A 22,856-nucleotide genomic window follows, 5' to 3' on the forward strand; every position below is an offset into this window, starting at 1 on the left:
CTAGGGTCAAATGCGGGTTCTCCGCTAGGTTGATCACCTATGGAAGAACACGCCAACGAGCGCGACACCGCCGAAGCCGTCGAAGCCGCCGAAGCTGCCGGCGCTGCTGATGCCGCGGCACCCACCGAACCCGCCGAGAAGGAATGGTGGGAAGAAGAAGGCCTGCCCTGGAACGGCAAACCCACCAAAGCCGACTACTGGTGCCTTGCCTGGTTTGGCTTCGTCGGTATCTTCGGCCTGGCGATGATCCCGCTGCGTGCATGGCTGCTCGGCCTGCACCCGCCGGTCCTGCTGGCACTGACCGGCTCACGCGTCGGCGCAGCCTCCACCGGTGCGCTCGCCGCGGTGGGGGAGGCGCCCCACTGGCTGATCTACCTGCTCATCGGCTCGCTGGTGAACATCAAGTTCGACTGGATCTACTGGTGGGCCGGCAAACTCTGGGGTCGCGGCATCCTGGACGTGCAGGCGGCGAACTCGAAACGCGCGGCGAAGAACATCGCCCGCGTGGAAGGGTGGGCGATCAAGCTCGGCTGGATCGGTATCTTCCTGGCGTACGTGCCCATTCCGTTGCCGATCGCATTTGTGGTGTTCGTGTTCATGGGCATCTCGGGTATGCCGTTGTGGAAGTTCATGGTGCTGAACTTCATCTCCAAGACCTTGTGGTCGTTCCTCTACCTTGGACTGGGCTGGTGGATCGGTGAGCCGGTCGTGGAGGTCCTGGACCAGTACGCCAAGGTAGCCAACTGGGTTGCAATTGCGCTGTTGGTCGTGGTGTTTTTCGGTATCTTCCGCAACCAGTCGAAGAAGAAAGGGCGCGCCGTCGAGGCCGTGGGCAACGAGCTCGAGGCAGGCAAGTAGCGAAAATGGTCGCCAACGCAAAATAGTTCCACGCTCCCGGTTGGGGCGTGGAACTATTTTCGTTCTGGTTGCCGTCTTTCCTGGGGAAAGTGAATCTTCTTGCCCGTCGGGGTGAAGAAAGTTCCCTGCCCGGGAACTTTCTTAGAAGAGGGGCTGAGGGAGAGGCAGGGCCAACCCCCTACCGGTTGACCACGACGGTGGAGAAGTCCTCGTCGCCGCGGCCGGCCTCCTGCTGCTCCTCCAGGGACGCGAGCGCGGCGGCGACGGCCGGCAGGTCCTTGTCGGCGGTGGCCAGCATGAGGCGGGCGTCCTTGGCGATGGCGTCGGCGGTGAAGTCGCCAGGCGAGGTGGAGCGCTCGCCCAACAGGAATGGGCTCTTCATGTTCACGATGAACTCCAGGCCGGTCGAGCCGAGCATGTCCACAACCTGCTCCGGCGCCAGGCCCTGCGACTCGCCCAAAACCAACGCCTCCTTGAAGCCCTGGATGGTCACGGCCAACGCCAGGTTTGCCAAGAGCTTGCCGGTGGCGGCGGCTGGGGCCGAATCGACAACCTTCAAACGCTCCGGGTTGGCGGCGGCCCAGGGGGCGACGACGTCGGCGACGGTGGATCGTCGAGAAGCATCGGCTCCGCCGACGTAGACGCCCAACTTGCCTGCGCGGGCGGGCGGCAGCGAGCCGACCACCGGGGTGTGGACGTAGCCGGGGACGGCAGCGGCGAACTCGGCGGCGTCCTCCGGGGAGATCGTGGTGGAGTCGGCCCAGGTCACGCCCTCGGGGATGAGGGACGGTTCGATGACAACCTCACGGACGGTGTCCGGGCCGAACAACGACGTAATGACAAGGTCCGCGCCCTTGACGGCCTCCTCCGGCGTCTCGACGGCACGCGCGCCACGTTCGACCAGGGGAGTGGTCTTTTCGGCGGTGCGGTTCCACACGGTCAGCGAGTGGTCGTCGACAAGTTTGAGCGCGAGCTCAGTTCCCATACGGCCAAGGCCTAAAAACGCAATATTCATATGGCCTACGATAGACAACCATGACTTCCCAGAACCCGACTTCAGGCAATACGCAGCGTTCGGCAGAATTGTTCGAGCGCGCGCAACGTTTCACACCGGGCGGGGTGAACTCGCCTGTGCGCGGGTTTGGCTCGGTTGGCGGCCAGACCCGCTTCATCCAGAGTGCGCACGGCTCGCAACTTATCGACGTCGACGGCAACAAGTACGTCGACCTCGTCTGTTCCTGGGGCCCGATGGTGCACGGCAACGCCCACCCGGAGATCATCGAGGCGGTAGAGAAGGCCCTGGTTAACGGCTTAAGCTTCGGTGCGCCGACGGAGGCTGAGATCGAGATCGCCGAGCACATCGTCTCCCGCACGTCCGTGGATGAGGTGCGCATGGTCAACTCCGGCACCGAGGCCACCATGTCTGCTGTGCGCCTCGCCCGCGGCTTCACCGGCCGTCCGAAGATTCTGAAGTTCGAGGGCTGCTACCACGGCCACGTCGACGCGCTGTTGGCGTCTGCGGGCTCCGGCATTGCAACGTTCTCCCTGCCGGATTCGCCGGGTGTAACCGGTGCGCAGGCTGCGGACACCATCGTCGTGCCGTACAACGACATTGAGGCCGTCGAGCGCGCCTTCCGTGAGAACGAAGGCCAGATCGCCGCGATCATCGCCGAGGCCGCTGCCGGCAACATGGGTACCGTCGCGCCGCAGAACGACTTCAACGCGAAGCTCAAGGAGGTCGCACACCTCAACGGTGCGTTGTTGATTCTCGACGAAGTGATGACCGGCTTCCGCACCTCCTACTCCGGTTGGTACGGCGTGGACAACGTCGCGGGCGACCTGACCACCTTTGGCAAGGTCATCTCCGGCGGCCTGCCGGCAGCCGCGTTCGGTGGCCGCCGCGACATCATGGAGAAGCTCGCGCCGAACGGCCCCGTCTACCAGGCAGGCACCCTGTCCGGTAACCCGGTGGCCATGGCGTCCGGCCTCGCCTCGTTGCGTCTGGCCAACGAGGACATCTACCCGACGCTGAACCGCAACGCCGATACGCTTGCGCAGCTTCTTAGCGACGCGCTGACCCGCGAAGGCGTCGCCCACCACATCCAGCGCGCCGCGACCATGCTGTCCGTGCGTTTTGCTGAGGGCGAGGGCCACAACTTCGCCGACATGCAGGCAGCGGACACGTTCCGTTACGCACCGTTCTTCCACGCCCTGCTGGACGCAGGCGTGTACGCCCCGCCGAGCGCGTTCGAGACCTGGTTCGTCTCCACCGCGCTGACCGACGAGGACTTCGGCCGCATCGAGGACGCCCTCGGTGCCGCGGCGAAGGCAGCCGCCCAGGCGGTGGCGCCGGAGTGAGCGACGCGTTGAACCCGGGCGGGCAGTCCCGGACGATTGTGCACCTGGTACGCCACGGGGAGGTCTACAACCCGAAGAAGATCCTCTACGGGCGGATGCCGGGCTACCACTTGTCGTCGCGAGGTAAGTCCATGGCGCTGGTGACCTCGAAGTTCTTTGAGGGCCGCGACGTGACGTACCTGGCGGCGAGCCCGCTCGAGCGCGCGCAAGAAACGGCGCAACCGATCGCGGAGGTGACCGGCTGCGAGATCCAGACCCGCGAGGACATCCTCGAGGCCGGCAACACCTTCGAGGGCCTACGTACCAAGGGCTGGCGCACCCAGTTGGCCAATCCGATCCGCTGGCGCCACATGACCAACCCGTTCAAGCCGAGCTGGGGCGAGTCCTACGACGCCATCTTGGAGCGCATGTGGGACGCCGTGCTCGACGCCCGTGACATCGCCGACGGCCACGAGGCCGTCATGGTCAGCCACCAGCTGCCCATTGTCATGGTGCAGCGCCAGGTGCAGGGCAAGCCGCTCGCACACATGAGTCGCCAGTGCGACCTGGCCAGCGTGACGTCACTTGTGTTTGAAGGTGGCCGTGTTGTTGACTGGGCCTACAACACCCCAGCCCAGGAGATCTAGGTAGACACCATGACGAAGAAGCGGAAGCTTATCGCCACTGCGTGCTGCGCGGCGGCGCTGGCGCTTTCGGCCTGCTCAAGCTCGTCGGCGGACCAGGGCGGAACCTTCTCGTTCCACTCCCCAGGTGGCCAGACGGAGATCACCTACGACGAGGCAGAGCGCAAGCCCCTTGCCGGTTTTGAGGGCGAGTCCCTCATGGAGCCAGACCAGACGATCGCACTGTCGGATTTTGAGAACCAGATCGTGGTGCTCAACGCCTGGGGCCAGTGGTGCGCGCCGTGCCGTGCGGAGGTGGATGACCTCGAGGAGATCCAGCAGCACCTGCAGGCCAACGGGCAGGGCACCGTGCTGGGCATCAACGTGCGCGACTCCAATGCGGAGATTGCCCGGGACTTCGTCAAAGACAACGGCGTGACCTACCCGTCCATCTACGACCCGCCGTTTAAGACCGCCGCCTCGCTCGGTGGCGTGCCGTCCTCGGTGATCCCGACCACGATCGTGCTGGACAAGCAACACCGTCCGGCCGCGGTGTTCCTGCGCGGGGTGACTGCGGATGACATCATCGAGGTTGTTGACCGTTTGGCTGAGGAGGCCTAGGTGGGCCTTGCCGACATCGTCACCGACGGCCCGCTGCTGTTCGGCCTGCTTGCTGCCGCGCTGGCCGGGTTGGTGTCGTTCGCATCCCCGTGCGTGATCCCGCTGGTGCCGGGCTACATCTCGTATCTGACCGGCGTGGTCGGCGGCGAGATGACCATGGACGACAAAGGCCCGCGCGTGGCCCGCAAACACTGGGCGGTCGCCGGTGCGGCTACGTTGTTCGTCGCCGGGTTCACGGTTGTGTTCCTGCTGGCCACGGTCACGGTGTTCGGCGCGGCCAGCGCGATCGCGCTCAACGCCCAGACGCTCACCCGCATCGGCGGGGTGGTCACCATCCTCATGGGCCTGGTGTTCATGGGTGCGGTGCCGGCGCTGCAAAACGACACCCGCATGCAGCCCAAAAAGTGGACCACGATCCTTGGCGCGCCGCTGCTCGGCGGTGTGTTCGCGCTGGGGTGGACGCCGTGTTTGGGGCCGACGTTGGCGTCGATCATCTCGGTGTCGGTTGGCACCCAGGGGCTTACCGCAGCCCGCGGCGTGCTGCTTGTCGTCGCGTATTGCATCGGCCTAGGCCTGCCATTTCTGCTGGTGGCGTTGGGGTCGTCGAAAGCTGTGCGCTCCATCGACTTTCTAAGCAAGCATTCGCGCGCCATCCAGATCGCAGGCGGCATCGCCATGATCCTCGTCGGGCTTATGCTGCTCACCGGCGCATGGGACGCGTTCATCGGCTGGTCGCGCCAACTCGTCGACGGTTTCGGAAGGACGATCATCTAAATGAAGACGGCACAAACCTGGCTGCGCAAGGCGTGGCACTGGCTCACCAGCATGCGCACCGCACTCATGCTGCTGTTCATCCTCGCGCTCGCGTCCGTGCCGGGTGCTCTGCTGCCGCAGCGCCAAGTCAGCGCAACGCTTGTCGACGACTACCTGCGCGCCAACCCCACCATGGGGCCCATCTACGACCGCCTGCAGCTCTTCGACGTCTTCAACTCCACCTGGTTTGTTGCCATCGTGCTGTTGCTGGTCATCTCCCTGATCGGCTGCATCCTCCCGCGCTCGATGGACCACTGGCGGGCCTATAACGCCAAGCCGACCCGCGCCCCGCGCTACCTCACCCGCATGCCAATGCATACGGAGGGTGTGGTTGAGGGGGACGAGGGGGTCGTCGCAAAGCAAGTGCGCGACAAGCTCAAGCGCTGGCACGTCGCCGAATACCAACCCGACGAGGACCGCGCGGGCGTGTTCTCCATCTCGGCGGAACGCGGCTACACGCGTGAGTTGATGAACCTGATCTTCCACATCGGCATCGTCGGCATGATCGTCGCCTTCGCCGCAGGCCGCATGGTGTTTTACGAGGGCCAGGCCATCGTGATCACCAATTCCGAGCACGAAAACGCCATCCCCGTCGAACAGTCGCGCGTGTTCTGTAACACCTCGCCCGCCAACTTCGACGTGTTCCGCGCCGGGCCATTTTTCGACGGCACCGGCCTGACCCCCTTCTGCTTCGAATCACAAGACTTCAAGGCGAAATACCTCAACAACGGCCAAGCCAACGAGTTCTCCTCGGACGTGACCTACACCGACGACCTCAACGCGCCGCGGGACGAATGGGATCGCGCCACTCTGACCGTCAACGGCCCGCTGCGCATCAACGGCGACCGCATCTACCTGCAAGGCCACGGCTTCGCCCCGCAGATCACCATCACCTGGCCGAACGGGGAGACCCGTACCCAGATGGTGCAGTTCCGCCCCACGGACGTGACCACGTTCCTGTCGTCTGGCGTGATGCGTTTCGATCCACCGGCCGGCATGTACCCGGATTTGGGGGAGCGCCGCAAGAACCAGATCGCCATCGAGGGCAACTTCGCGCCCACCGCCAACTGGACCGGCCCGAACGGCGACCAGTTGCAGTCCGCCTTCCCCACGATGGATGACCCGGCGATTTCCGTCGACGTCTACGTCGGTGACGCCGGCCTGGATACCGGCCGCCCGCAGAACATCTTCACGCTCGACCAGGCGCTCGTCGCCGAAGGCCTGCTGCAGAAAGTCACCCGCGTCCAGCTGACCCCGGGCTCCGAAGCCACCGTGGACACCGACGGCGGCGAGGTGAAGGTGCGTTTCGACGGCGCCGCCGAATACGCCAACTACCAAATCTCGCGCGACACCACCCAGATCTGGGCGCTGATCGCCTCCACCGTCATGCTGCTCGCACTCGCCGGCTCGCTGGCGATTAAACGCCGCCGCATCTGGGTCCGCCTGCACCCGTCCGACACGCCAGGCCACACCGCCGTGGAAATCGCCGGCCTCGCCCGCACGGACCGCGCGGGGTGGGGACGCGAGTTCGACGAGCTCGCAGCAGAGCTTCTTAGCGACGATTCACACCTCGAACGTCGCGAAGACGAGGAAGAATTTGACCCCTATGACCTTGGAAAATAGGTGCCTGGTGGAGTAGGTTAAGACCTATGCTTGTCAACACCACCATGGCGGAACTGTCCGACCTGACATTCCGCACCGCATTCATCATCTACATCGTGGCGCTGATCATGTCCTTCATCTACTACGGACGCGTCACGGCAGTCATCGACGTCCGCCGCGAGGCTTTGGCAGAGAAGGCCGAGAAGGCTGAGAAGAAGGTGCTGGTGGGAGCTGGCGGGCCGGATGTCGTCGATACGCAATCGCCGTTCGACGACTCGGAATACACCGCCAAGGTGGCCAGCGCCCGCAAATGGGCCGGCATGACCCAGGCGCTGGTCTGGGTGGGCGTGGCGCTGCACGTGGTGGCATTTGTCACTCGTGGCCTCGGCGCGAAACGCTTCCCGCTGGGCAACCTGTACGAATACATCCTGTTCATGACCGCTGTGATCATGGTGGTCGCCGCCGTGGTGATTCAGCGTAAAGGCTGGCACACCATCTGGCCGTGGCTGCTGTTCCCAATGGTCATCGCGATGTTCCTCAACTCCACGGTGTTCCACATGCAGGCCGCCCCGGTGGTGCCGGCGCTGCAGTCCTACTGGCTGCCGGTCCACGTGTCCTCCGCGGCGATCGGCGCATCCATCGGCCTGGTCTCCGGCGCGTTCGCCCTGCTGTACCTGCTGCGCATGTGGCAGCCCCGCGGCGGGGAGCACGGCTTCTTCGGCGCCATTGCGCGCCCGCTGCCGTCCGCGAAGACGCTCGACCAAATCGCCTACAAGACCGCCGTGGTCACCCTGCCGCTGTTCGGCATCGGCATCGTCTTCGGTGCCATCTGGGCCGAGGTAGCCTGGGGTCGCTTCTGGGGTTGGGACGCGAAGGAAACCGTGTCCATGATCACCTGGATCCTCTACGCCGCCTACCTCCACGCCCGCGCTACCGCCGGCTGGAAGTCCACCGCAGCGGCGTGGATTAACGTGTTCGCCATGGCGATGACAATCTTCAACATGACCTACGTCAACACCGTGATCGCGGGTCTGCACTCCTACGCAGGGCTGAACTAGTGAAGGTGCTGATCACCGGCGGTGCCGGTTACATCGGGTCCACAATTGCGTCCTGCTGCGATGATGCCGGCATCACGCCGGTAATTCTGGACGATTTCTCTACCGGCCTGCGCACCTTCGGCGAGCGCTTCGCCTGCTACGAGGGCGACGTCGCTGATGTCGCCTTGCTCGAGCGCGTGTTCACGGACCATCCCGATATCTTCGCGGTGATCCACTGCGCCGCCAAGATCGTCGTCCCCGAGTCCGTCGAGCGCCCCCTGTTGTACTACGACAACAACGTGGCCAAATCCATCACGCTGCTGTCCGTCATGGAGCGCTTCGGCGTGCGCCGCTTCATCCTGTCGTCCACCGCGTCCATGTACGAGCCGGGCTCCGACTACATGGTCGACGAAACCAGCCCTGTAGACCCGCAAAGCCCCTACTCCGCGTCGAAGTGGTTGTTGGAGCGAGTGCTTCGCGACGACACCGCCACCGGCCACCTCAACGCCATCGCCCTGCGCTACTTCAACCCCATCGGCGCCGACCCGGCCCTGCGCACAGGCCTGCAGAACCCGGTCCCGTCCCATGCGTTGGGCAAGATGATCTCCGCCTACCGCGCCGGCGAGACCTTCACCGTCACCGGCGTTGATTGGCCGACCCGCGACGGCTCCGGCCTGCGCGACTACATCCACGTTTGGGACCTCGCCCGCGCCCACGTCGCCTGCCTGCAGCGTTTCGACGACATCTCCACCGGCTACGACGTCATCAACCTCGGCACCGGCCAGGGCACCACCGTCTTCGAACTCGCCGAGGCCTTCGGTGAGGCCACCGGCACCCCACTGTCCGTGGCCACCGGCCCGGCCCGCCCCGGCGACGTAGTCGGCTGCGCCACCCGCACCGACAAAGCCCACGACGTGTTGGGCTGGACCCCCGAACGCTCCATCGCCGACGGGGTGCGCGACTCCCTGGCCTGGTCTGAGAACCTCCCCGCCGTTCTGGAACAAGAGGCCAACCGATGACCAAACCCCGCAACAAGCAGGGTAAACCCGCCAGCGACGATCCGGTGCTCATCGCCCTCGGCGAGCAGATTGCCTCCAGGCGCCGCGCTTCGGGGCGTTTGCAGCAGGACGTCGCCGACGCCGCCGGCGTGTCCCGCTCCACCCTGCACACCATCGAGCACGGCGGCGCCGGCGTTCGGTGGGAGAAGGTCATCTCGGTGGCCCACACCCTGGGCCTGAAGGTTGTCCTGGCGGAGTCGGACTGACACTTTCCGCCGGAATCTGTCAGCGCACCGCATTGCGCCTGGTCAGAAATCGGACCTGACAGATTTCGCAAAATCTGTCAGGGAGGGACAAATAGTTCCACGCCCGCGCCGGAACCCGGGAACTATTTGCGCGATCTCAAAAACCGACCTGGGGGAAGTGAAATATTTCTCCTCCCAAACCCAAGAAAGTTCCCGGGCGGGGAACTATTTGCAAACCCGCCCCTAGTCCAGTTCGCCGCGACGCCGGCGGCGCTCCTCGTCCTCGCGGCGCTTACGTTCGGCTTCTTCGCGGGCGCGGCGCTCCTTGAACCGGTTCTTCTCGATGTTCCAGAGGAACTCTTCGTCATCGTCAGGACCTTTAATGACCGGCTTTTGGGGTTCCTGGAGGCCGCGCTGGCTGCCGTAGCGCTGCGCGGAGCCGGGGCCGAACGCTTTCCACATGAGGATGACGGCCAGGATGATCAATGCAAGGAGTAGCAATCTTCCCATGGTTTTAAACATACTTGCCCGCCGGTTAGGGTTAGCCATGTGAATGAGGAAACTTCTCCGCAGGTAGATCCGCAGGCTAAGTCGCGCGCGAATAGGGCGGTCGCGGTGTATGGCGTGTTGCGGTTGGTGTTGTTCATTGCGCTGACGGTTGTGATTCAGCTCTTCGCAGTGCTTATCGACGCCCCCGTGCCCGTCATCATGTCCGCCCTCCTTGCCCTTATCGTGGCGTTCCCGCTGTCCATGCTGGTGTTCAAGCGCCAGCGGTTGGAGGCGAACGCGGCGGTGGCGGAGCTGAAGCGTCAGCGCGATGCTCGCAAGGAGTGGATCCAGAGCGAGCTCGCGGACCGCTAGAGGCGCCGGCAGCGCAGCGCGGACAGTCGGCGCGAGCAGCCAGGGCGCCGATAGCCGTCGCTAGCGGCCGAGTTCGTGGCTGAGCGCCTCGAGTTCGCCGCCGCCGGCCATTTGGTGGGTGAGCTCGTCGAGCGTGACGTTCTCGCGGGGCTCATCGAGCTCCTGGCGGCCGAGTTTCAGGATGGTGAAGTGGTCGCCGACCAGGTAGGCGTGGTGGGGGTTGTGGGTGACTAAGACGACGGCGATGCCGCGGTCGCGGGCGGCCGCCACGAAGCGCAGGACCACGCCGGATTGTTTGACGCCGAGGGCGGCGGTGGGCTCGTCGAGAATAAGCACGCGGGCGCCGAAGTAGACGGCACGTGCGATGGCGACGACCTGGCGTTGGCCGCCGGAGAGGTTGCCGGCATCGACGTCGACGTCGGGGATGTCGATGCCCATTTCGCGGAGTTGTTCGGCGCAGATCTGTTTCATTTCGGTGTCGCGAAGTGCACCGAAGCGGCCGGTGAGTTCCTGGCCGAGGAAGAAGTTGCGCCACACGCTTAACTCGTCGACGATCGCGAGCGTTTGGTGCACGGTGGCGATGCCGGTGTCGATGGAGTCGCGGGGGGAGGTGAAGGTGGTGGGGGTGTCGTCGATAAGCAATTCGCCCGATGTGGGCTGATGGAGCCCGGCGAGGATCTTGATCAGTGTCGACTTGCCTGCGCCGTTGTCGCCGAGGACACAGGTGACTTCGCCTTCGCGGACGGTCAGGTTCACACCGCGCAGGGCGTCGAAGCTGCCGTAGGACTTGGTGATGTTTTTCAGTTCAATGACAGCCACTTAGCGCCCCTTGGTGTATTTGGCGAAGGACGTGTTGGTGAACACGGCGAAGAGCAGCGTTGCGCCGAGGAAGAACTTGAACCAGTCGGGGTTCCAGCCGGCGTAGACGATGCCCTGGTTGGTCAGGCCGAAGATCAGCGCGCCGATGGCGGTGCCCACTGCGGTGCCGCGGCCGCCGGTCATGGCGCAGCCACCGATGACGGCGGCAATGATGTAGAGGAATTCGTTGCCCACGCCTTGGCCGGCCTGGATGGAGTCGAAGGCGAACAGAGTGTGCATGCCGACGAACCAGGCGGCGAAGCCGACGCCCATGAACAGCAGGATCTTCACGCGGCGAACCGGCACGCCGACGGCGCGGGCTGCGTCCTGGTCGCCGCCGACTGCGGTAATCCAGTTGCCGAACTTGGTGCGAAATAGCACGAACGATGCGATGGCGACGAACAGGATCCACCACAGGACGGTCACGTTGAGGGTGACATCGCCGATGTTGAAGGTGCCGGCGAAGACCTTGCGGGCGGACGGGAAGCCCTCCATGTCGGCGATGGTCGGCGTGGCCACCTGGCCGGTGATGAACTTAGTTAAGGCGAGGTTGAGGCCCTGCAGCATGAGGAAGGCCGCCAGGGTGATCAGGAAGCTCTCGATGCCGGTGCGTGTGACCAGGTAGCCGTTGAGTGCGCCGATGGCCAGGGAGATGCCCAAAGCCATGAAGGCGCCGACCCACGAGTTGAGGTGCAGGTTGTAGTTCAGCATCGTAGCGGCGAGCGCGGCGGTGGTGACGGCGACGCCTGAGGACAGGTCGAATTCCCCGCCGATCATGAGCAGTCCGACGGCGAGTGCCACGATGCCCAGTGTCGACGACGCGTACAACGTGGTCGCAAACGCTTCAAAGGAACGGAATGCGGGCGCGACTGACAGGAAGAACGCGAAGATGGCGATGAAGCCGAGCAGGGATGCGAACTCTGGCCGTCGGATCAGTTTGGAAAGGCCGGTGTGGGTGCGTAGTCGGTCGTCGCTGGAGGTCGATTCCTCGCGCGACTCGTTGGCTGTGACGGCTGTGCTCATCGCATACCTGCCTTCGCAGCCTCAGCGACCTTGTCCACGTTCGACTTATCGACGAACGACGGCCCCGTATACACCGGGCGTCCTCCACCGAGTGTGCCGCCGTTGCGTTTCGCGACCCACAGTGAATCCACGGCAAGGTAACCCTGCAGGTACGGCTGCTGGTCGACGGCGAAGGCGACGCGGCCGTCGGCGATGGCGTCGACAAGCTCGGCGTTGGTGTCAAAGGTGGCAACCTGCGCCTCGGAGCCGGACTGCTTCACCGACTCGGTTGCGCGCATGGCCACCGGTGCTTGGAGGGCAAACACGGTGTCGAAGCTCTTGTCTTGCGACAGCTTTGAGGTGATCGTGGACTGCACGGCGGTGAGGTCTTGGCCGTTAACGTAGAGCAGCTCGACGTCGCCGCCGAGGCCGTTCCGGACGCCGTCGCAACGCGCTTCCTGCGAAGAGTTGCCCTGCTCGTGGATGATGCACAGGACCTTCTTCTTGCCTTCCTCCTTGAGGCGCTCGCCGGCGGCGTTGCCCGCCACGGTTTCGTCTTGGCCGAAGAAGCCGGTCATGCCGTAGTCCTGGTACTTGCTCATGCCGGCGTTGAGGCCCACCACGGGGATGCCGTGATCAACGGCGTTGCGGGCTGCTGGGCCGATGGCCTCGGCGTTCGGCATGGTCACGGCGATGCCGTCCACACCGGCGTCCACGGCAGAGCGCACCAGGTTGGCCTGGTTGGGAGCCTGCGGGTCGGAGGAGTAGCGCAGCTCGATGTTGTCTTTTTTGGCTGCGTCCTCGGCGCCCTTGCGCACGAGGTCCCAGTAGGTGTCGCCCGGTGCGCCGTGGGTGACCATGGCGACGACGTAGCGCGGCGTGTCTACGCCACCGGCGGTGCCTTCGGTGTTTTCTGCTCGCGGGGCGCCGCCTGTCGACGAGCACCCGGCGAGCATCGTCGCAGCCATCAGTGCTGCGGCAACGAGTGTTTTCCGTGCCTTAAGCATTACAAGATTGTGATCCAAAGCACCCTATTTGTCAAGGTCATGGGCAGCGTCACAGGCAGCGCCGCGGGCCGACTCAGAAGACTCCCGCAATAAGCAACATTGCAGGTAGCGCCAGGAAAGTGGTGAGGAAGACGGTGTCGCGGCAGATCACTTCGCCGGAGCGGTACGTGGCCGCGTAGTTGTACACGTTCTGGGCGGTCGGCAGCGCACACAGGATCAGGGCGGCGTACATGTCGCTGCCGGTCAAGCCCATTTGCGTAGCGACGATCCACGCCACCGCCGGCATGCCGATGAGTTTGAGGGCGGTAGCGGTGATCGTCGGTAAGCGGTGGCTCTGGAGGACCTTCTCGCCCGTGAGCGACGCGCCGAAACTCATGAGGATCAGCGGGATGGAGGCGCCGCCGAGGATTTCCAAGGGGGCCAGCACCGGTTCGGGCACGGTCCACGAGGAAGCGGACACGGCAAAGCCCGCGAAGGCCGCAACAACAACCGGGGCGGTCAGACCAGCAAGGACCGACTTGAGCACGCCCGACGCGCCGCGGTCCAGACCTGCGATAACGATGGGGGAGAGCACCGCCATCTGCAGCACCAGCGCCGGGATGACGTACGTCGGATCGCCCAGCACATACGTGGCAATGGGCAGGCCGATGTTGACCGAGTTGTAGTAACTCGACGACGCCGCACCCGCCATCGTCTCCGCCGTGTCCTGCTTGAACCACACGGCGCTGATGATCCAGTAAATGATCATCGTGGCCACCGTGGCAATCGCGATGACCAAAATGACCGGGGAGAAAAACGCGTCCGTGTCCGAGACCGCCACTGAGGAGAAGATCAGCGCCGGGGTGGCCACGTAGAACGCGATGCGGTTGAGCTGTAGACGTTGCTCGCCCGGTCCAATGACGCCTTTGTGTGCAAGCCACCACCCCGCTGCGATGACAGTGAAGATGATGGCAAAACCGGTAAGGACGTCAAGCATGCCGTTACCTTAGAACGTCTCCTTCGGGACGTACTCACTCCACCCGAAATCGCTCTCGTTCGGCATGTCGGAGGTGTACGGCACGGGCTCGCCCGCGCCGCCGAAAATCGCTGAGCCCACCGACGCCATGGCCAGGGCTGTCACCACCGACCAGATCAGCATCGCCTTGCCGTTCATGCCCAGCACCGGGATGAGGTCCTTGCCTTCAGCGCCGCTGCGCACCTTCATAATTGCCGCTACCGCAAATGGCAGGGCAATAAACGCCGCAAGCGCAGGCTTTGCAGAGATGGCCAGCACGATCGACACCCCGAACGGGACGAGGGTGAGGAAGGTGAAGAGGCGGCGCGAGTTGTCGTCGCCAAGCCGCACTGCAAGCGTGCGCTTCCCGGCCTCGGCATCGGTGGGGATGTCGCGGATGTTGTTGGCCAGGTTCACCGACGCGGAGATCGCACCCACCGCGATGGCGCACAGGAGGGCCTCCCATGACACGAACCCGGTCTGCGTAAACGCCGTACCAATCACGGCGACCAGTCCGAAGAAGATAAACACGGACACTTCACCTAAGCCGGAGTAGCCGTAGGGGCTTTTGCCGCCGGTGTAGAACCAGGCCGCGGCGATGCACAGCGCGCCAACCAGGATGAGCCACCACGCGCCCGAGGCGATGGAGAGGATGATGCCAAACACGGCAGCCACCGCGAACGACGCAAACGCGGCGAGCTTCACATGCTCCGGCTCCGCAAGCCCGGCTGCGGTGAGGCGCGTCGGGCCGGTGCGGTCCTCGTCGGTGCCGCGGATGCCGTCGGAGTAGTCGTTGGCAAAGTTCACGCCGATGATCAGCGCCCACGCCACGATGAACGCCAAGATTGCGTACTCCAGGTCCGCGAGCCCGTAGAGGGCGGCGGCGCCGGTGCCGGCGATGACGGGGGCGAAGGCGTTTGGCCAGGTGTGGGGGCGTGCGGCCTCCCACCAGTGGTGCAATGTGGCGGAATCAGTCATGCACTCCATCATGCACCCTTGCGCTGCGGTGGGCTAGGGTAGTTCGCCATGTGGATTGACTATGCCGTGCGCCAGGGGCTCGTGGCGACGAGCGCGTTTGTGCGGCTGCCAATCCTGAACCACGCCGCGCAACACGCCGATATTGCCTTCCCTACCAGCGGGGATACCGTTATCTCCCTGACCACACACGGTTCGAGGGTGAAGTCGGCAGCGTCTGCGATCGCCTCGCTTCTTGTGGGCACGAAACGCCTGCCGGTGCATTTGTGGCTCGACCCGGCGGACTTTGATGCACCCTGGCCCGCTACCTTGCGCGGGCTTGTGGACCGCGGCCTGCACGTCCATAAGTCCCCCGGCGGCCTCGGACCCCACACGAAGTATTTCGGTACCTTCCAGGAACTACCCGGCCACAGCGTGATCACGGTTGACGACGACGTCCTCTACCCCCGCAACTTCGCCGAAACCCTCCTTGCAGCCGCCGACCCCGCCAACGTCACCGCATTCCGCGCCCACCGCATCACGCTTGATTGCGACACCATTGCCCCCTACAAAAAGTGGCGCCCCGTCCGCACCACCGAGCCATCGCACTTGAACTTCGCCACCGGTGTGGACGGCGTGCTGTACCCACCGAACATGGTGGAGTTCGTCGCCTCCCGCGGCACAGCGTTTCTCGACGTCTCCCCGCGCGCCGACGACGTCTGGCTCAACCACTGTGCGCTTCGCGCCGGATTCCCCGTCCGCCAGGTGGCGGACCGCCCCGCCTCGTTCCCGCTCGTGCCCGGCTCCCAACGCGTGCGCCTGTCCCGCGACAACCTCGCCGGCGGCAACGACACCCAAATCGCCGCAACCTACACCGAGAAGGACGTGAACCTGCTCCTCGCTGCTGTGTAGTGGGTGTACACGGCGGTGGAGGACTACGCTTTTACGCGTGAGCACACCATCCACCCCACGGTGGTTCCGTCCGGCGCAGCTGACTGCGCTGGGTTTTCTCGTACTGATCGCGTTCGGCACTGCGTTGTTGTGCATGCCGTTCGCCTCAGCCGACGGCACAGCAACGCCGTTCATGGATGCCTTGTTTACCGCCACGTCCGCCACATCGCTGACGGGCCTGGTCACGGTGGATACCGGCAGCCACTGGAGTATCGCGGGCCGCGTCATCGTTATCACGCTGATCCAGGTCGGCGGCCTGGGCATCATGAGTATTGCCTCGCTGACCGGCATGCTGCTGACTGGCCGAGTGAAGTTGCGGTCGCGCTACTCTACGGCTGCTGAAGGGCGTCCGATTTTGGAAGGCGGGGTGCGTGCCACGCTCGTCGCTACGCTATTGCTCACCTTCGCCTTCGAACTGTTTGTTGCAGTGATCCTGTTCTTCCGCTTCATGGTCGAATACGACATGCCGGTCCTCAGCGCGGCGGGCGAGGGGATCTTCCACGCAATTTCCGCGTTTAACAACGCCGGGTTTGGGCTGCGCTCGGACAGCCTGATCTCGTACAACTCGGACGGCTGGATCCTCCTGCCGCTGGCAGGCGCGCTGATGATCGGCGGGCTCGGCTACCCGGTGCTTTCCGAGTTGGTTGGCCGCAGCCGGGAGCGCTTCCGCGGCCTGCTGCGCGGCACACCAGTCAGCGCCCGGAGACTTTCAGTAACCACCCGCATTACCCTTGCTGGCACAACGTTTCTGGTGCTCTCCGCCATGGCGCTCATCGCCGTGCTGGAGTGGCGAGGATTCCTTGCAGACATGTCCACGGGCACGAAGCTCCTCAACGCATTCTTCAGCGGCGTCACCCCGCGTACCGCCGGGTTCAATTCCATCGACTACGCCGACGCCCACCCGATCACGCTCATGGTCACCGACATCTACATGTTTATCGGCGGCGGCTCCGCAGGTACCGCGGGTGGCATCAAGATCACCACCGCGATCGTGCTGATTGCCGCCATGGCAGCTGAGTTTGGCGGGCGTGACCAGACCACCGTGGGCAAACGCACCGTCCCAAAGTCGGTGGTCCGCCAGGCCATGACGGTCGCCGCCGCAGGCGTTACTGCGGTCACCCTCGGCGTGGCCGCGCTCCGGGTGTTCGACCCCCAGTTCACCGCGGACCAAATCAGCTTCGAGGTCATGTCAGCCTTTGCCACGACAGGCCTATCCACGGGCATTACCTCGTCGCTAAGCGTGCCCTCCCAACTCGTGCTGTGTCTTTTGATGTACCTCGGGCGCATTGGCCCGTTCACTCTCGTGGCGGCGCTTGCCGCCCGTAACGTCGTGCGCAGGTACGACTACCCAGTAGAAAGGCCTTTCATTGGCTAGCTTCCCCGGCTCCCTGTTGCGGAGCAAACAACGCATCGACATCCCACCGGTTGTGGTCATCGGCCTCGGCCGCTTCGGTGGCGCGCTTGCCCACGAACTGACCCGCCACGGCGTAGAGGTCCTCGGCATCGACGTTGATGAGCGACTCGTGCGCGATCATGCGCCATTGCTTACCGACGCCATCGTGGCCGACACCACCGACCTCGAAGCCCTGCGCCAACTCGGTGTCCAAGAAGTGGAACGTGCCGTCATCGGCATCGGCTCCGCGCTCGAGGCATCTATCCTCACCGCCTCGAACCTTGTCGATCTCGGCGTACCTGACATCTGGGCCAAAGCCGACTCCGAATCCCACGCCCGCATCCTGCAACGCCTCGGCGTCGCCCACGTCGTCCGCCCAGAGCACGACACCGGCCGCCGCGTCGCCCACCTGCTCGGCGGACGCTTCCAGGACTTCGCCGAACTTGCCGAGAATTACGGCGTGATCAAGATGGTCCCGCCACGCCCGCTACTCGACGGCCCCTGCGACGCCTCGCGTCTCTGGGACAAACACCGCGTGCAAGTGGTGTCAGTGCGCAACGGCTCAGGCCAGTGGCACCCATTCGCACCAGGCATGGAACTGACCGCTTCCGACCTGGTCGTGCTTGCCGGTGCGCCCGACGACCTGGAGCGGTTCTCACAGCTGTAGGTGGTCTGTTTCTGCTGCGGTGTAGGGGTGTCATGTACCGTCGTGGCATGTCGCACACACCCCGCAAGCCGATCCCCAAAGTTGCTTACGCTCCGATGCTAGGCCTGGAAACCTATGTGCGCGCACGGGTTGAAAAGGACGCGTCACACCTCGTCCAACTTCGTGCATCTGCGTTGAACCAATGTGTTTACTGCCTGGCAATGCACCGACGGGACGCAAGGAAAGATGGCTGGTCCAAGGAGCGCGTCTCGCAGGCGGAGAACTGGACCGACAATCGCGAGCAGTTCACCGAAAAAGAACGAGCCGTTCTCGAACTGACCGATGCAGTGACGAGAATCAACGGCGAGAGCTCCGTTCCGGATGAACTCTGGGAACGCGTCGAGGAGCAGCTCGGCGAAAAGGAAGCACGAAACGTATTGATGGCGATTGTCGCAATCAACGCGTGGAACCGCATCGCCATCACCACCCGGATGGATCCACGAAGCCTTTCACGAGTCGACGCGTTTGACCTCGGTAATGAATGACAAACATTGAAGCCCTGCGCCGTTAGTCTCAGTCCATCTGCAGCACGGTGCGAAGTTCCTGGAACAGCTCCGGGCGCAGCCGGTGTATGACCGTCCTGCCCTGGCGGCTCTTTTCTAGGAGGCCGGCCTCGGTAAGCATTTTGAGGTGGTGGGAAACTGTCGGTTGGCTTAGCCCGGAGCGTTGCGTGAGTTCGCCCACGCTCATCGGCTCGCAGCCCTCTTCGGCGATTCTGGAGAGAAGTTGTAGCCGTCCGGGGTCCGCTAAAACTTTGAATAGGGCTGAGTAGCGCGTCGCGTCGTCTTCGGAGAGCAAGCCGGAGCCCAGTGAGCAGCAGTCGAGGTCAGTGTTTTCTGTAGTGGCGACGTAATCCTTCATGCTTCCTACCTCGTCATATTGACGGTGATAAATATGAGGCTTAGTGTTCGTTTTGAATGCTGTCAATAGATAAGGATTCCAGATGGAAGACACAACCTCTCAGCCAGTAGAGCGTATGTCGTTTCTTGACCGCTTCCTACCAGTGTGGATCATGCTCGCCATGGCGGCGGGCCTCGCTCTTGGACGGGCAGTGCCGGGACTTTCGGGCGCACTTGAGAGTCTCGAAGTCGGAAGCATCTCGCTTCCGATCGCGCTCGGCCTGTTGGTGATGATGTACCCGCCCTTGGCCAAGGTGCGCTACGACAAGACCCGCGAGATTGCCACCGACAAACGGTTAATGACCGTCTCAATCATCTTGAACTGGATCGTCGGCCCCGCGTTCATGTTCGCACTCGCCTGGATCTTCCTGCCGGATGAGCCGGAGCTGCGCACCGGCCTCATCATCGTTGGTCTCGCTCGCTGCATCGCCATGGTGCTGGTGTGGTCGGACCTGTCATGCGCCGACCGTGAAGCCACCGCAGTGCTCGTGGCCATCAACTCGGTGTTCCAGGTTCTCATGTTCGGGGTACTCGGCTGGTTCTACCTGCAAATCCTGCCCAGCTGGCTGGGTTTGGAGACCACCTCGGTGGAGTTCTCCTTCTGGGCAATCGTGTCCTCCGTGCTGGTCTTTTTGGGCATCCCGCTGCTCGCCGGGCTGCTGTCTCGCATCATCGGTGAGCGCACCAAGGGCCGCGACTGGTACGAAAACACCTTCCTGCCCCGGATCTCCCCACTCGCGCTGATTGGTCTGCTGTACACAATCGTCCTGCTCTTCTCGTTGCAAGGCGACCAGATCCTCTCCCAGCCGTGGACGGTGGCACGGGTAGCGATCCCGCTGTTGTGCTACTTCGTCGGCATGTTCGCTATCGCACTCGTGGTGTCCAAGGCATCCGGGATGGGCTACGCCCAGTCCGCGTCCGTGTCCTTTACCGCGGCGGGCAACAACTTCGAGTTGGCCATCGCCGTTGCGATCGGCACGTTCGGCGCCACGTCCGCCCAGGCGTTGGCGGGCACGATTGGACCGCTTATCGAGATCCCCATCCTCGTCGGCCTCGTCTACCTCATGCGCGGGATCGGCCCGAAACTGTTCCCAGGCGATCCCACCTTGCCCAAATTGTCCTAAGGAGACGTTGTGAAGCCCTCAGTCCTGTTCGTGTGCGTCGGCAACGGCGGCAAATCCCAGATGGCGGCGGCATGTCGCACGGCACGCTAGAGCGCTCGCTTATCGACGAACTCCTGTAGCGGCTTAGCACGCCGAGGTCATCGGGATTCGCTGCTTATTGCGGAACCTCGTCGCCTGCATGCGTGCCGGCGACGTGCCGCGGTAGTGGGTGGTGGAGGGGGGGAGGTTGCGTACTTCGGATTGCTGAACGGTTTTCGGGAGCGTTGCTTCTCGATCCTCACACCGCCGCATTCTGGCACGGCTTACACGGTTGTGCTTTGTGAGTTCTCGGGGCGAAGCCACAAGCTCAAGAATGTTTAGGACGTGCGATGCCGTTCCGGTATGAGGGTGAAGCAGCCGTGACCGCGAGGTAGTCACTGAGGAACCCCTTCCAAACACCAGCCCGGAAAAGGAAATTGTCCAAGGCGACAATGACTGATAGCACTGAATTGCTGTCGTACTCCCCGCCTACGATGCGTTCTGCCCGTCGACGCACTCCATCCGCAACTGCCGGTTGGTCGAGTACGAAGCAGTTCCACAGTCGCGCCGAGTGCGCGCATTTGTTTCGGACGAAAGTAAATGACCGCATTTGGCTGGCGAGAAACTGTTTCTTTGTTCCTAAAATCGAGCACGCTCTGCTGTACACGGCATTGCCGTCGTTGCGAAAGCATATCGCCTTCGACAAGGTGCCTAGCGAAAGTGCTTCAACCGCTGCCCATACTGGCACGTCATATATCCACTCCCGACTTCCACCGGATGCATCTCGTCGGTACTTGGCAAGGTACGGCTCCTTCGATCGTCTCAGCTCGCTAATGATTAGTTCGTTGGTTGGCTGAACCGACGGATTTTTGGGGACTCTGTAAGCATTGGTTTTCAAGTAATCCTCATACGGCGTATGAAGATCTCCTTCGCTGAGAGCGAATGCTGTTCGGGTCGCGATCTCTGCTGCTTGAATGCCACGTAACAGTAGGGATCGGACTTCGACATCCATGTTGTAGATCCCAACAATGTCGTCCCATTGGGCGTCTGGCCTGAAACGCTGATCGCCATTCGAGGGATCATTCTGAAAGTAACGGGCGTACCCGGAAAAACGGTAATAATTCTGTCGCTCTAGAAATCTTTCAGCCTCTCTTCTGGCCGGAATTTTAAGGCCCCGAGCAGACAACAGGTCCACTTGTTGATCGACTGGGAGAAAAGATTTCCGTCGATTTAGCGAAGTCAAGATAACAAAGCCCCCCTCTCATATGACGCTGATCTTACGGGAAGCTCGGAGGGGGTCTCGATTGATTTCAATATAACCAAAGTTGCGTGACTTAGGCAACGGAATGAGACAGGGGAGGGTAGCGATGCACGCGGAGACCAACTCACCGCGGTCCGAGACCGCTTCCTCGTTCGCGGATAACCAAGCGGACTACTGGCCAGGCTGCACGAAGAGATCGTCCACAGGTCACGTCCCGTGTAGTGGTCCTTCGAATCGGCGGTGAAACCTCTTTCATGGCACCCCCATTCTTGTCTTGCCGTTTGGCGTAATAGTTCGCAAAGTAGCACGGCTTTACTGGGTTTAGCAGGGCTTCGTCTCGTTATCTCCACTGGTGAGGGGCGAATGAGTGATTCGCCCGTTATGGAAGAACGTTTTAGGTAGATTCCGGCGCTCCCGCATCGGGAGCGGTTAATGCAGTCAGCATGCCGAATCGCGTGCTCACCGTCGCTCGAGAAATTGCGGAACAAGAAGGCGCAACAACAAACGACGTGCTGCGATCCCTCGCTGAAAATGGACTGAATCAGCGGCACAGCAGCGGTGGCGAGGCACATCCCGCCACATGACTGCGGGTCTGACGGCATATTTGTTCGAAAAGTTCCATGACAGTGTCTTTGTGACCTCTATGCTCGGAGGTGTTTGACGCAGCAGTGAACTGAAAGGAACATCATGGGTTTCCAGACTCCCATGTACACGTTGGAGAAATATCTCGAGCGCACCACAACTGGCGTTATTCAGCTGCCGGACTTTCAGCGGCAGTACAAGTGGGATGAAGAGCGCGTTCGTCAGATTCTGGTCACCGTGCTCCGTGGGCACCCCATGGGCGTTGTTATGTTGCTGGAAACCGGTAACGACCAGGTTCGTTTCAAGCCTCGCCCGGTTGAGGGGACTGACGTGAAGGAAAGAGAACCCGGGTACCTGCTTCTGGATGGGCAGCAGCGCCTCACCTCCCTGACCCAGGCACTTACTGGCGACGGCGTCGTGCACACGAAGGATGCCCGAGGGAAGCTCCTCGATAGAAGGTTCTTCATCAATATTGCAGATGCTCTCGCTGACCCCGACAGGGTTGAAGATGCAGTGATTGCGGTCCCGGCGGACGGGATCATGAAGAAGAACTTCGACCGCGACGTAGTGCTGGACCTGAGCACCACAGAAAAGCAGTACGAGAACGGCTACTTCCCGTTGAACTTGCTCTACTCAAGCGAGGGCACTCGGTGGCTGATGAAGCACCCGGACAACGATGTCGCGCTCGAGTTCCTCGATACCTATGTGCAGCGGGCTTCTCAATACCAGATCCCTGCAATTGAGCTTGACAAAGAAACCGATAAGGCGGCCGTGGCCACCGTCTTTGAGAAGGTGAACATCGGTGGGCTTCCACTTAATGTGTTCGAGCTTTTGACTGCTGTATTCGCAGGTGATGGTTCCTATTACGCCGAGACCGGTGAGGACTTCAGACTTAACGACGACTGGCTGGAGACCAAGAAGCTCTGGGAGGACTATCCGGTCCTTAGGAAGGTGGAGAACACCGACTTTCTCCAGGCGGTCACCATGCTCTCGAGCTTGAAAAGCAGCAGTCCGCACCGCCAGAAAAGCGAAAGATAGCGGTAACCGCGAAGCGTGAAGACGTTCTTCGTCTCACCCTCGAGGACTACCTTGAATGGCGCGATCTGTTGCGT

The 22,856-nt window shown here is 62.8% G+C and carries 25 protein-coding genes; 16 read left to right on the forward strand and 9 right to left on the reverse strand.

Annotation, left to right across the window (positions count from 1 at the left end; all coding sequences use genetic code 11):
• Positions 1 to 39 precede the first annotated feature (39 nt).
• On the forward strand, positions 40 to 858 hold the full coding sequence (locus tag HMPREF3171_RS00085) for a DedA family protein (RefSeq protein ID WP_083291878.1): 819 nt from the start codon (positions 40 to 42) through the stop codon (positions 856 to 858).
• A 178-nt stretch (positions 859 to 1,036) separates the two neighbouring features.
• On the opposite strand, the gene HMPREF3171_RS00090 is transcribed toward HMPREF3171_RS00085, so the two are convergent.
• Positions 1,037 to 1,873 carry an NAD(P)-dependent oxidoreductase gene (locus HMPREF3171_RS00090; protein WP_070482078.1) on the reverse strand — a complete coding sequence of 279 codons (837 nt, stop codon included), beginning with the start codon at positions 1,871 to 1,873 and terminating at the stop codon, positions 1,037 to 1,039.
• A 20-nt stretch (positions 1,874 to 1,893) separates the two neighbouring features.
• On the opposite strand from HMPREF3171_RS00090, the gene hemL reads away from it, so the two are divergent.
• Genes hemL through HMPREF3171_RS00130 form a run of 8 tightly spaced genes read left to right on the forward strand, consistent with a single transcriptional unit; the run spans position 1,894 to position 9,155 of the window.
• Positions 1,894 to 3,216 carry a glutamate-1-semialdehyde 2,1-aminomutase gene (gene hemL, locus HMPREF3171_RS00095; protein WP_070482080.1) on the forward strand — a complete coding sequence of 441 codons (1,323 nt, stop codon included), beginning with the start codon at positions 1,894 to 1,896 and terminating at the stop codon, positions 3,214 to 3,216.
• Entirely contained in the window at positions 3,213 to 3,842 is a 630-nt protein-coding gene (locus HMPREF3171_RS00100; RefSeq protein WP_246815276.1) for a histidine phosphatase family protein, read from the forward strand. The genes hemL and HMPREF3171_RS00100 overlap by 4 nt, the downstream gene beginning before the upstream one ends.
• A gap of 9 nt (positions 3,843 to 3,851) precedes the next feature.
• The gene (locus HMPREF3171_RS00105; RefSeq protein WP_070482082.1) at positions 3,852 to 4,439 is read left to right on the forward strand and encodes a TlpA family protein disulfide reductase; all 588 of its coding nucleotides are present in this window, start codon (positions 3,852 to 3,854) and stop codon (positions 4,437 to 4,439) included.
• Positions 4,440 to 5,213 carry a cytochrome c biogenesis CcdA family protein gene (locus tag HMPREF3171_RS00110; RefSeq protein WP_070449639.1) on the forward strand — a complete coding sequence of 258 codons (774 nt, stop codon included), beginning with the start codon at positions 4,440 to 4,442 and terminating at the stop codon, positions 5,211 to 5,213.
• On the forward strand, positions 5,214 to 6,875 hold the full coding sequence (locus HMPREF3171_RS00115; RefSeq protein ID WP_070482084.1) for a cytochrome c biogenesis protein ResB: 1,662 nt from the start codon (positions 5,214 to 5,216) through the stop codon (positions 6,873 to 6,875).
• Positions 6,876 to 6,901: 26 nt separating this feature from the next.
• The gene (gene ccsB, locus HMPREF3171_RS00120; protein ID WP_070482085.1) at positions 6,902 to 7,912 is read left to right on the forward strand and encodes a c-type cytochrome biogenesis protein CcsB; all 1,011 of its coding nucleotides are present in this window, start codon (positions 6,902 to 6,904) and stop codon (positions 7,910 to 7,912) included.
• A complete protein-coding gene (gene galE, locus HMPREF3171_RS00125; RefSeq protein WP_070482087.1) occupies positions 7,912 to 8,910 on the forward strand; it encodes a UDP-glucose 4-epimerase GalE in 999 nt (332 codons plus the stop codon). The genes ccsB and galE overlap by 1 nt, the downstream gene beginning before the upstream one ends.
• Positions 8,907 to 9,155, forward strand: coding sequence for a helix-turn-helix domain-containing protein (locus HMPREF3171_RS00130; RefSeq protein ID WP_070421722.1), 249 nt, complete (start codon positions 8,907 to 8,909; stop codon positions 9,153 to 9,155). The genes galE and HMPREF3171_RS00130 overlap by 4 nt, the downstream gene beginning before the upstream one ends.
• Positions 9,156 to 9,377: 222 nt before the next feature.
• On the opposite strand, the gene HMPREF3171_RS00135 is transcribed toward HMPREF3171_RS00130, so the two are convergent.
• Positions 9,378 to 9,644, reverse strand: coding sequence for a hypothetical protein (locus HMPREF3171_RS00135; RefSeq protein WP_070421775.1), 267 nt, complete (start codon positions 9,642 to 9,644; stop codon positions 9,378 to 9,380).
• Between the two features lie 39 nt (positions 9,645 to 9,683).
• Between HMPREF3171_RS00135 and HMPREF3171_RS00140 the strand changes: the two genes are divergently transcribed.
• Positions 9,684 to 9,995, forward strand: coding sequence for a DUF4229 domain-containing protein (locus HMPREF3171_RS00140; protein ID WP_070421723.1), 312 nt, complete (start codon positions 9,684 to 9,686; stop codon positions 9,993 to 9,995).
• Between the two features lie 60 nt (positions 9,996 to 10,055).
• Here HMPREF3171_RS00140 and HMPREF3171_RS00145 read toward each other — a convergent pair whose 3' ends face one another.
• The 5 genes from HMPREF3171_RS00145 to HMPREF3171_RS00165 all read right to left on the reverse strand — a co-directional run bounded on the left by HMPREF3171_RS00145 (position 10,056) and on the right by HMPREF3171_RS00165 (position 14,834).
• Entirely contained in the window at positions 10,056 to 10,814 is a 759-nt protein-coding gene (locus HMPREF3171_RS00145; protein ID WP_070421724.1) for an ATP-binding cassette domain-containing protein, read from the reverse strand.
• Entirely contained in the window at positions 10,815 to 11,876 is a 1,062-nt protein-coding gene (locus HMPREF3171_RS00150; protein WP_070482089.1) for an ABC transporter permease, read from the reverse strand. It abuts the gene before it with no gap.
• Complete coding sequence (locus HMPREF3171_RS00155; protein ID WP_070449627.1) at positions 11,873 to 12,862, reverse strand: substrate-binding domain-containing protein; 990 nt, start codon at positions 12,860 to 12,862, stop codon at positions 11,873 to 11,875. Before HMPREF3171_RS00155 ends, HMPREF3171_RS00150 begins: the two co-directional genes overlap by 4 nt.
• Before the next feature lie 73 nt (positions 12,863 to 12,935).
• Entirely contained in the window at positions 12,936 to 13,838 is a 903-nt protein-coding gene (locus HMPREF3171_RS00160; protein WP_070482091.1) for an AEC family transporter, read from the reverse strand.
• A 9-nt stretch (positions 13,839 to 13,847) separates the two neighbouring features.
• On the reverse strand, positions 13,848 to 14,834 hold the full coding sequence (locus HMPREF3171_RS00165) for a 1,4-dihydroxy-2-naphthoate polyprenyltransferase (protein WP_141743296.1): 987 nt from the start codon (positions 14,832 to 14,834) through the stop codon (positions 13,848 to 13,850).
• A 48-nt stretch (positions 14,835 to 14,882) separates the two neighbouring features.
• Here HMPREF3171_RS00165 and HMPREF3171_RS00170 point away from each other — a divergent pair, with 48 nt between their 5' ends.
• Genes HMPREF3171_RS00170 through HMPREF3171_RS00185 form a run of 4 tightly spaced genes read left to right on the forward strand, consistent with a single transcriptional unit; the run spans position 14,883 to position 18,345 of the window.
• Positions 14,883 to 15,722: a glycosyltransferase gene (locus HMPREF3171_RS00170; RefSeq protein ID WP_070482095.1), complete on the forward strand. Its 840-nt coding sequence runs from the start codon at positions 14,883 to 14,885 to the stop codon at positions 15,720 to 15,722.
• Positions 15,723 to 15,759: 37 nt separating this feature from the next.
• Positions 15,760 to 17,136, forward strand: a complete 1,377-nt coding sequence (locus HMPREF3171_RS00175; RefSeq protein WP_070421730.1) for a TrkH family potassium uptake protein — start codon at positions 15,760 to 15,762, stop codon at positions 17,134 to 17,136.
• On the forward strand, positions 17,129 to 17,821 hold the full coding sequence (locus tag HMPREF3171_RS00180) for a potassium channel family protein (RefSeq protein WP_070421731.1): 693 nt from the start codon (positions 17,129 to 17,131) through the stop codon (positions 17,819 to 17,821). The genes HMPREF3171_RS00175 and HMPREF3171_RS00180 overlap by 8 nt, the downstream gene beginning before the upstream one ends.
• Positions 17,822 to 17,853: 32 nt before the next feature.
• The gene (locus HMPREF3171_RS00185; RefSeq protein ID WP_246815277.1) at positions 17,854 to 18,345 is read left to right on the forward strand and encodes a carboxymuconolactone decarboxylase family protein; all 492 of its coding nucleotides are present in this window, start codon (positions 17,854 to 17,856) and stop codon (positions 18,343 to 18,345) included.
• 28 nt (positions 18,346 to 18,373) lie between these two features.
• On the opposite strand, the gene HMPREF3171_RS00190 is transcribed toward HMPREF3171_RS00185, so the two are convergent.
• Complete coding sequence (locus HMPREF3171_RS00190; protein ID WP_070421732.1) at positions 18,374 to 18,721, reverse strand: ArsR/SmtB family transcription factor; 348 nt, start codon at positions 18,719 to 18,721, stop codon at positions 18,374 to 18,376.
• An 82-nt stretch (positions 18,722 to 18,803) separates the two neighbouring features.
• On the opposite strand from HMPREF3171_RS00190, the gene arsB reads away from it, so the two are divergent.
• The gene (arsB, locus tag HMPREF3171_RS00195) at positions 18,804 to 19,883 is read left to right on the forward strand and encodes an ACR3 family arsenite efflux transporter (protein ID WP_070421733.1); all 1,080 of its coding nucleotides are present in this window, start codon (positions 18,804 to 18,806) and stop codon (positions 19,881 to 19,883) included.
• Positions 19,884 to 20,229: 346 nt separating this feature from the next.
• Here arsB and HMPREF3171_RS11450 read toward each other — a convergent pair whose 3' ends face one another.
• A complete protein-coding gene (locus HMPREF3171_RS11450) occupies positions 20,230 to 21,096 on the reverse strand; it encodes an Abi family protein (RefSeq protein ID WP_246815281.1) in 867 nt (288 codons plus the stop codon).
• A 753-nt stretch (positions 21,097 to 21,849) separates the two neighbouring features.
• On the opposite strand from HMPREF3171_RS11450, the gene HMPREF3171_RS12205 reads away from it, so the two are divergent.
• Entirely contained in the window at positions 21,850 to 22,782 is a 933-nt protein-coding gene (locus tag HMPREF3171_RS12205) for a DUF262 domain-containing protein (protein WP_246815278.1), read from the forward strand.
• Positions 22,783 to 22,856 lie beyond the last annotated feature (74 nt).

The sequence above is a fragment of the Corynebacterium sp. HMSC08F01 genome, from assembly GCF_001807545.1.
GTDB classification, from domain to species: domain Bacteria; phylum Actinomycetota; class Actinomycetes; order Mycobacteriales; family Mycobacteriaceae; genus Corynebacterium; species Corynebacterium coyleae.

Coding starts and splice junctions, on each gene's coding strand:
- HMPREF3171_RS00135 (WP_070421775.1), bottom strand. CDS start 9,644: ATGGGAAGATTGCTACTCCTTGCATTGATCATCCTGGCCGTCATCCTC.
- HMPREF3171_RS00090 (WP_070482078.1), bottom strand. CDS start 1,873: ATGAATATTGCGTTTTTAGGCCTTGGCCGTATGGGAACTGAGCTCGCG.
- HMPREF3171_RS00130 (WP_070421722.1), top strand. CDS start 8,907: ATGACCAAACCCCGCAACAAGCAGGGTAAACCCGCCAGCGACGATCCG.
- HMPREF3171_RS00105 (WP_070482082.1), top strand. CDS start 3,852: ATGACGAAGAAGCGGAAGCTTATCGCCACTGCGTGCTGCGCGGCGGCG.
- HMPREF3171_RS00160 (WP_070482091.1), bottom strand. CDS start 13,838: ATGCTTGACGTCCTTACCGGTTTTGCCATCATCTTCACTGTCATCGCA.
- HMPREF3171_RS00170 (WP_070482095.1), top strand. CDS start 14,883: ATGTGGATTGACTATGCCGTGCGCCAGGGGCTCGTGGCGACGAGCGCG.
- arsB (WP_070421733.1), top strand. CDS start 18,804: ATGGAAGACACAACCTCTCAGCCAGTAGAGCGTATGTCGTTTCTTGAC.
- ccsB (WP_070482085.1), top strand. CDS start 6,902: ATGCTTGTCAACACCACCATGGCGGAACTGTCCGACCTGACATTCCGC.
- HMPREF3171_RS00150 (WP_070482089.1), bottom strand. CDS start 11,876: ATGAGCACAGCCGTCACAGCCAACGAGTCGCGCGAGGAATCGACCTCC.
- HMPREF3171_RS12205 (WP_246815278.1), top strand. CDS start 21,850: ATGGGTTTCCAGACTCCCATGTACACGTTGGAGAAATATCTCGAGCGC.
- hemL (WP_070482080.1), top strand. CDS start 1,894: ATGACTTCCCAGAACCCGACTTCAGGCAATACGCAGCGTTCGGCAGAA.
- HMPREF3171_RS00165 (WP_141743296.1), bottom strand. CDS start 14,834: ATGACTGATTCCGCCACATTGCACCACTGGTGGGAGGCCGCACGCCCC.
- HMPREF3171_RS00155 (WP_070449627.1), bottom strand. CDS start 12,862: ATGCTTAAGGCACGGAAAACACTCGTTGCCGCAGCACTGATGGCTGCG.
- HMPREF3171_RS00190 (WP_070421732.1), bottom strand. CDS start 18,721: ATGAAGGATTACGTCGCCACTACAGAAAACACTGACCTCGACTGCTGC.
- HMPREF3171_RS00115 (WP_070482084.1), top strand. CDS start 5,214: ATGAAGACGGCACAAACCTGGCTGCGCAAGGCGTGGCACTGGCTCACC.
- HMPREF3171_RS00185 (WP_246815277.1), top strand. CDS start 17,854: ATGTACCGTCGTGGCATGTCGCACACACCCCGCAAGCCGATCCCCAAA.
- HMPREF3171_RS00085 (WP_083291878.1), top strand. CDS start 40: ATGGAAGAACACGCCAACGAGCGCGACACCGCCGAAGCCGTCGAAGCC.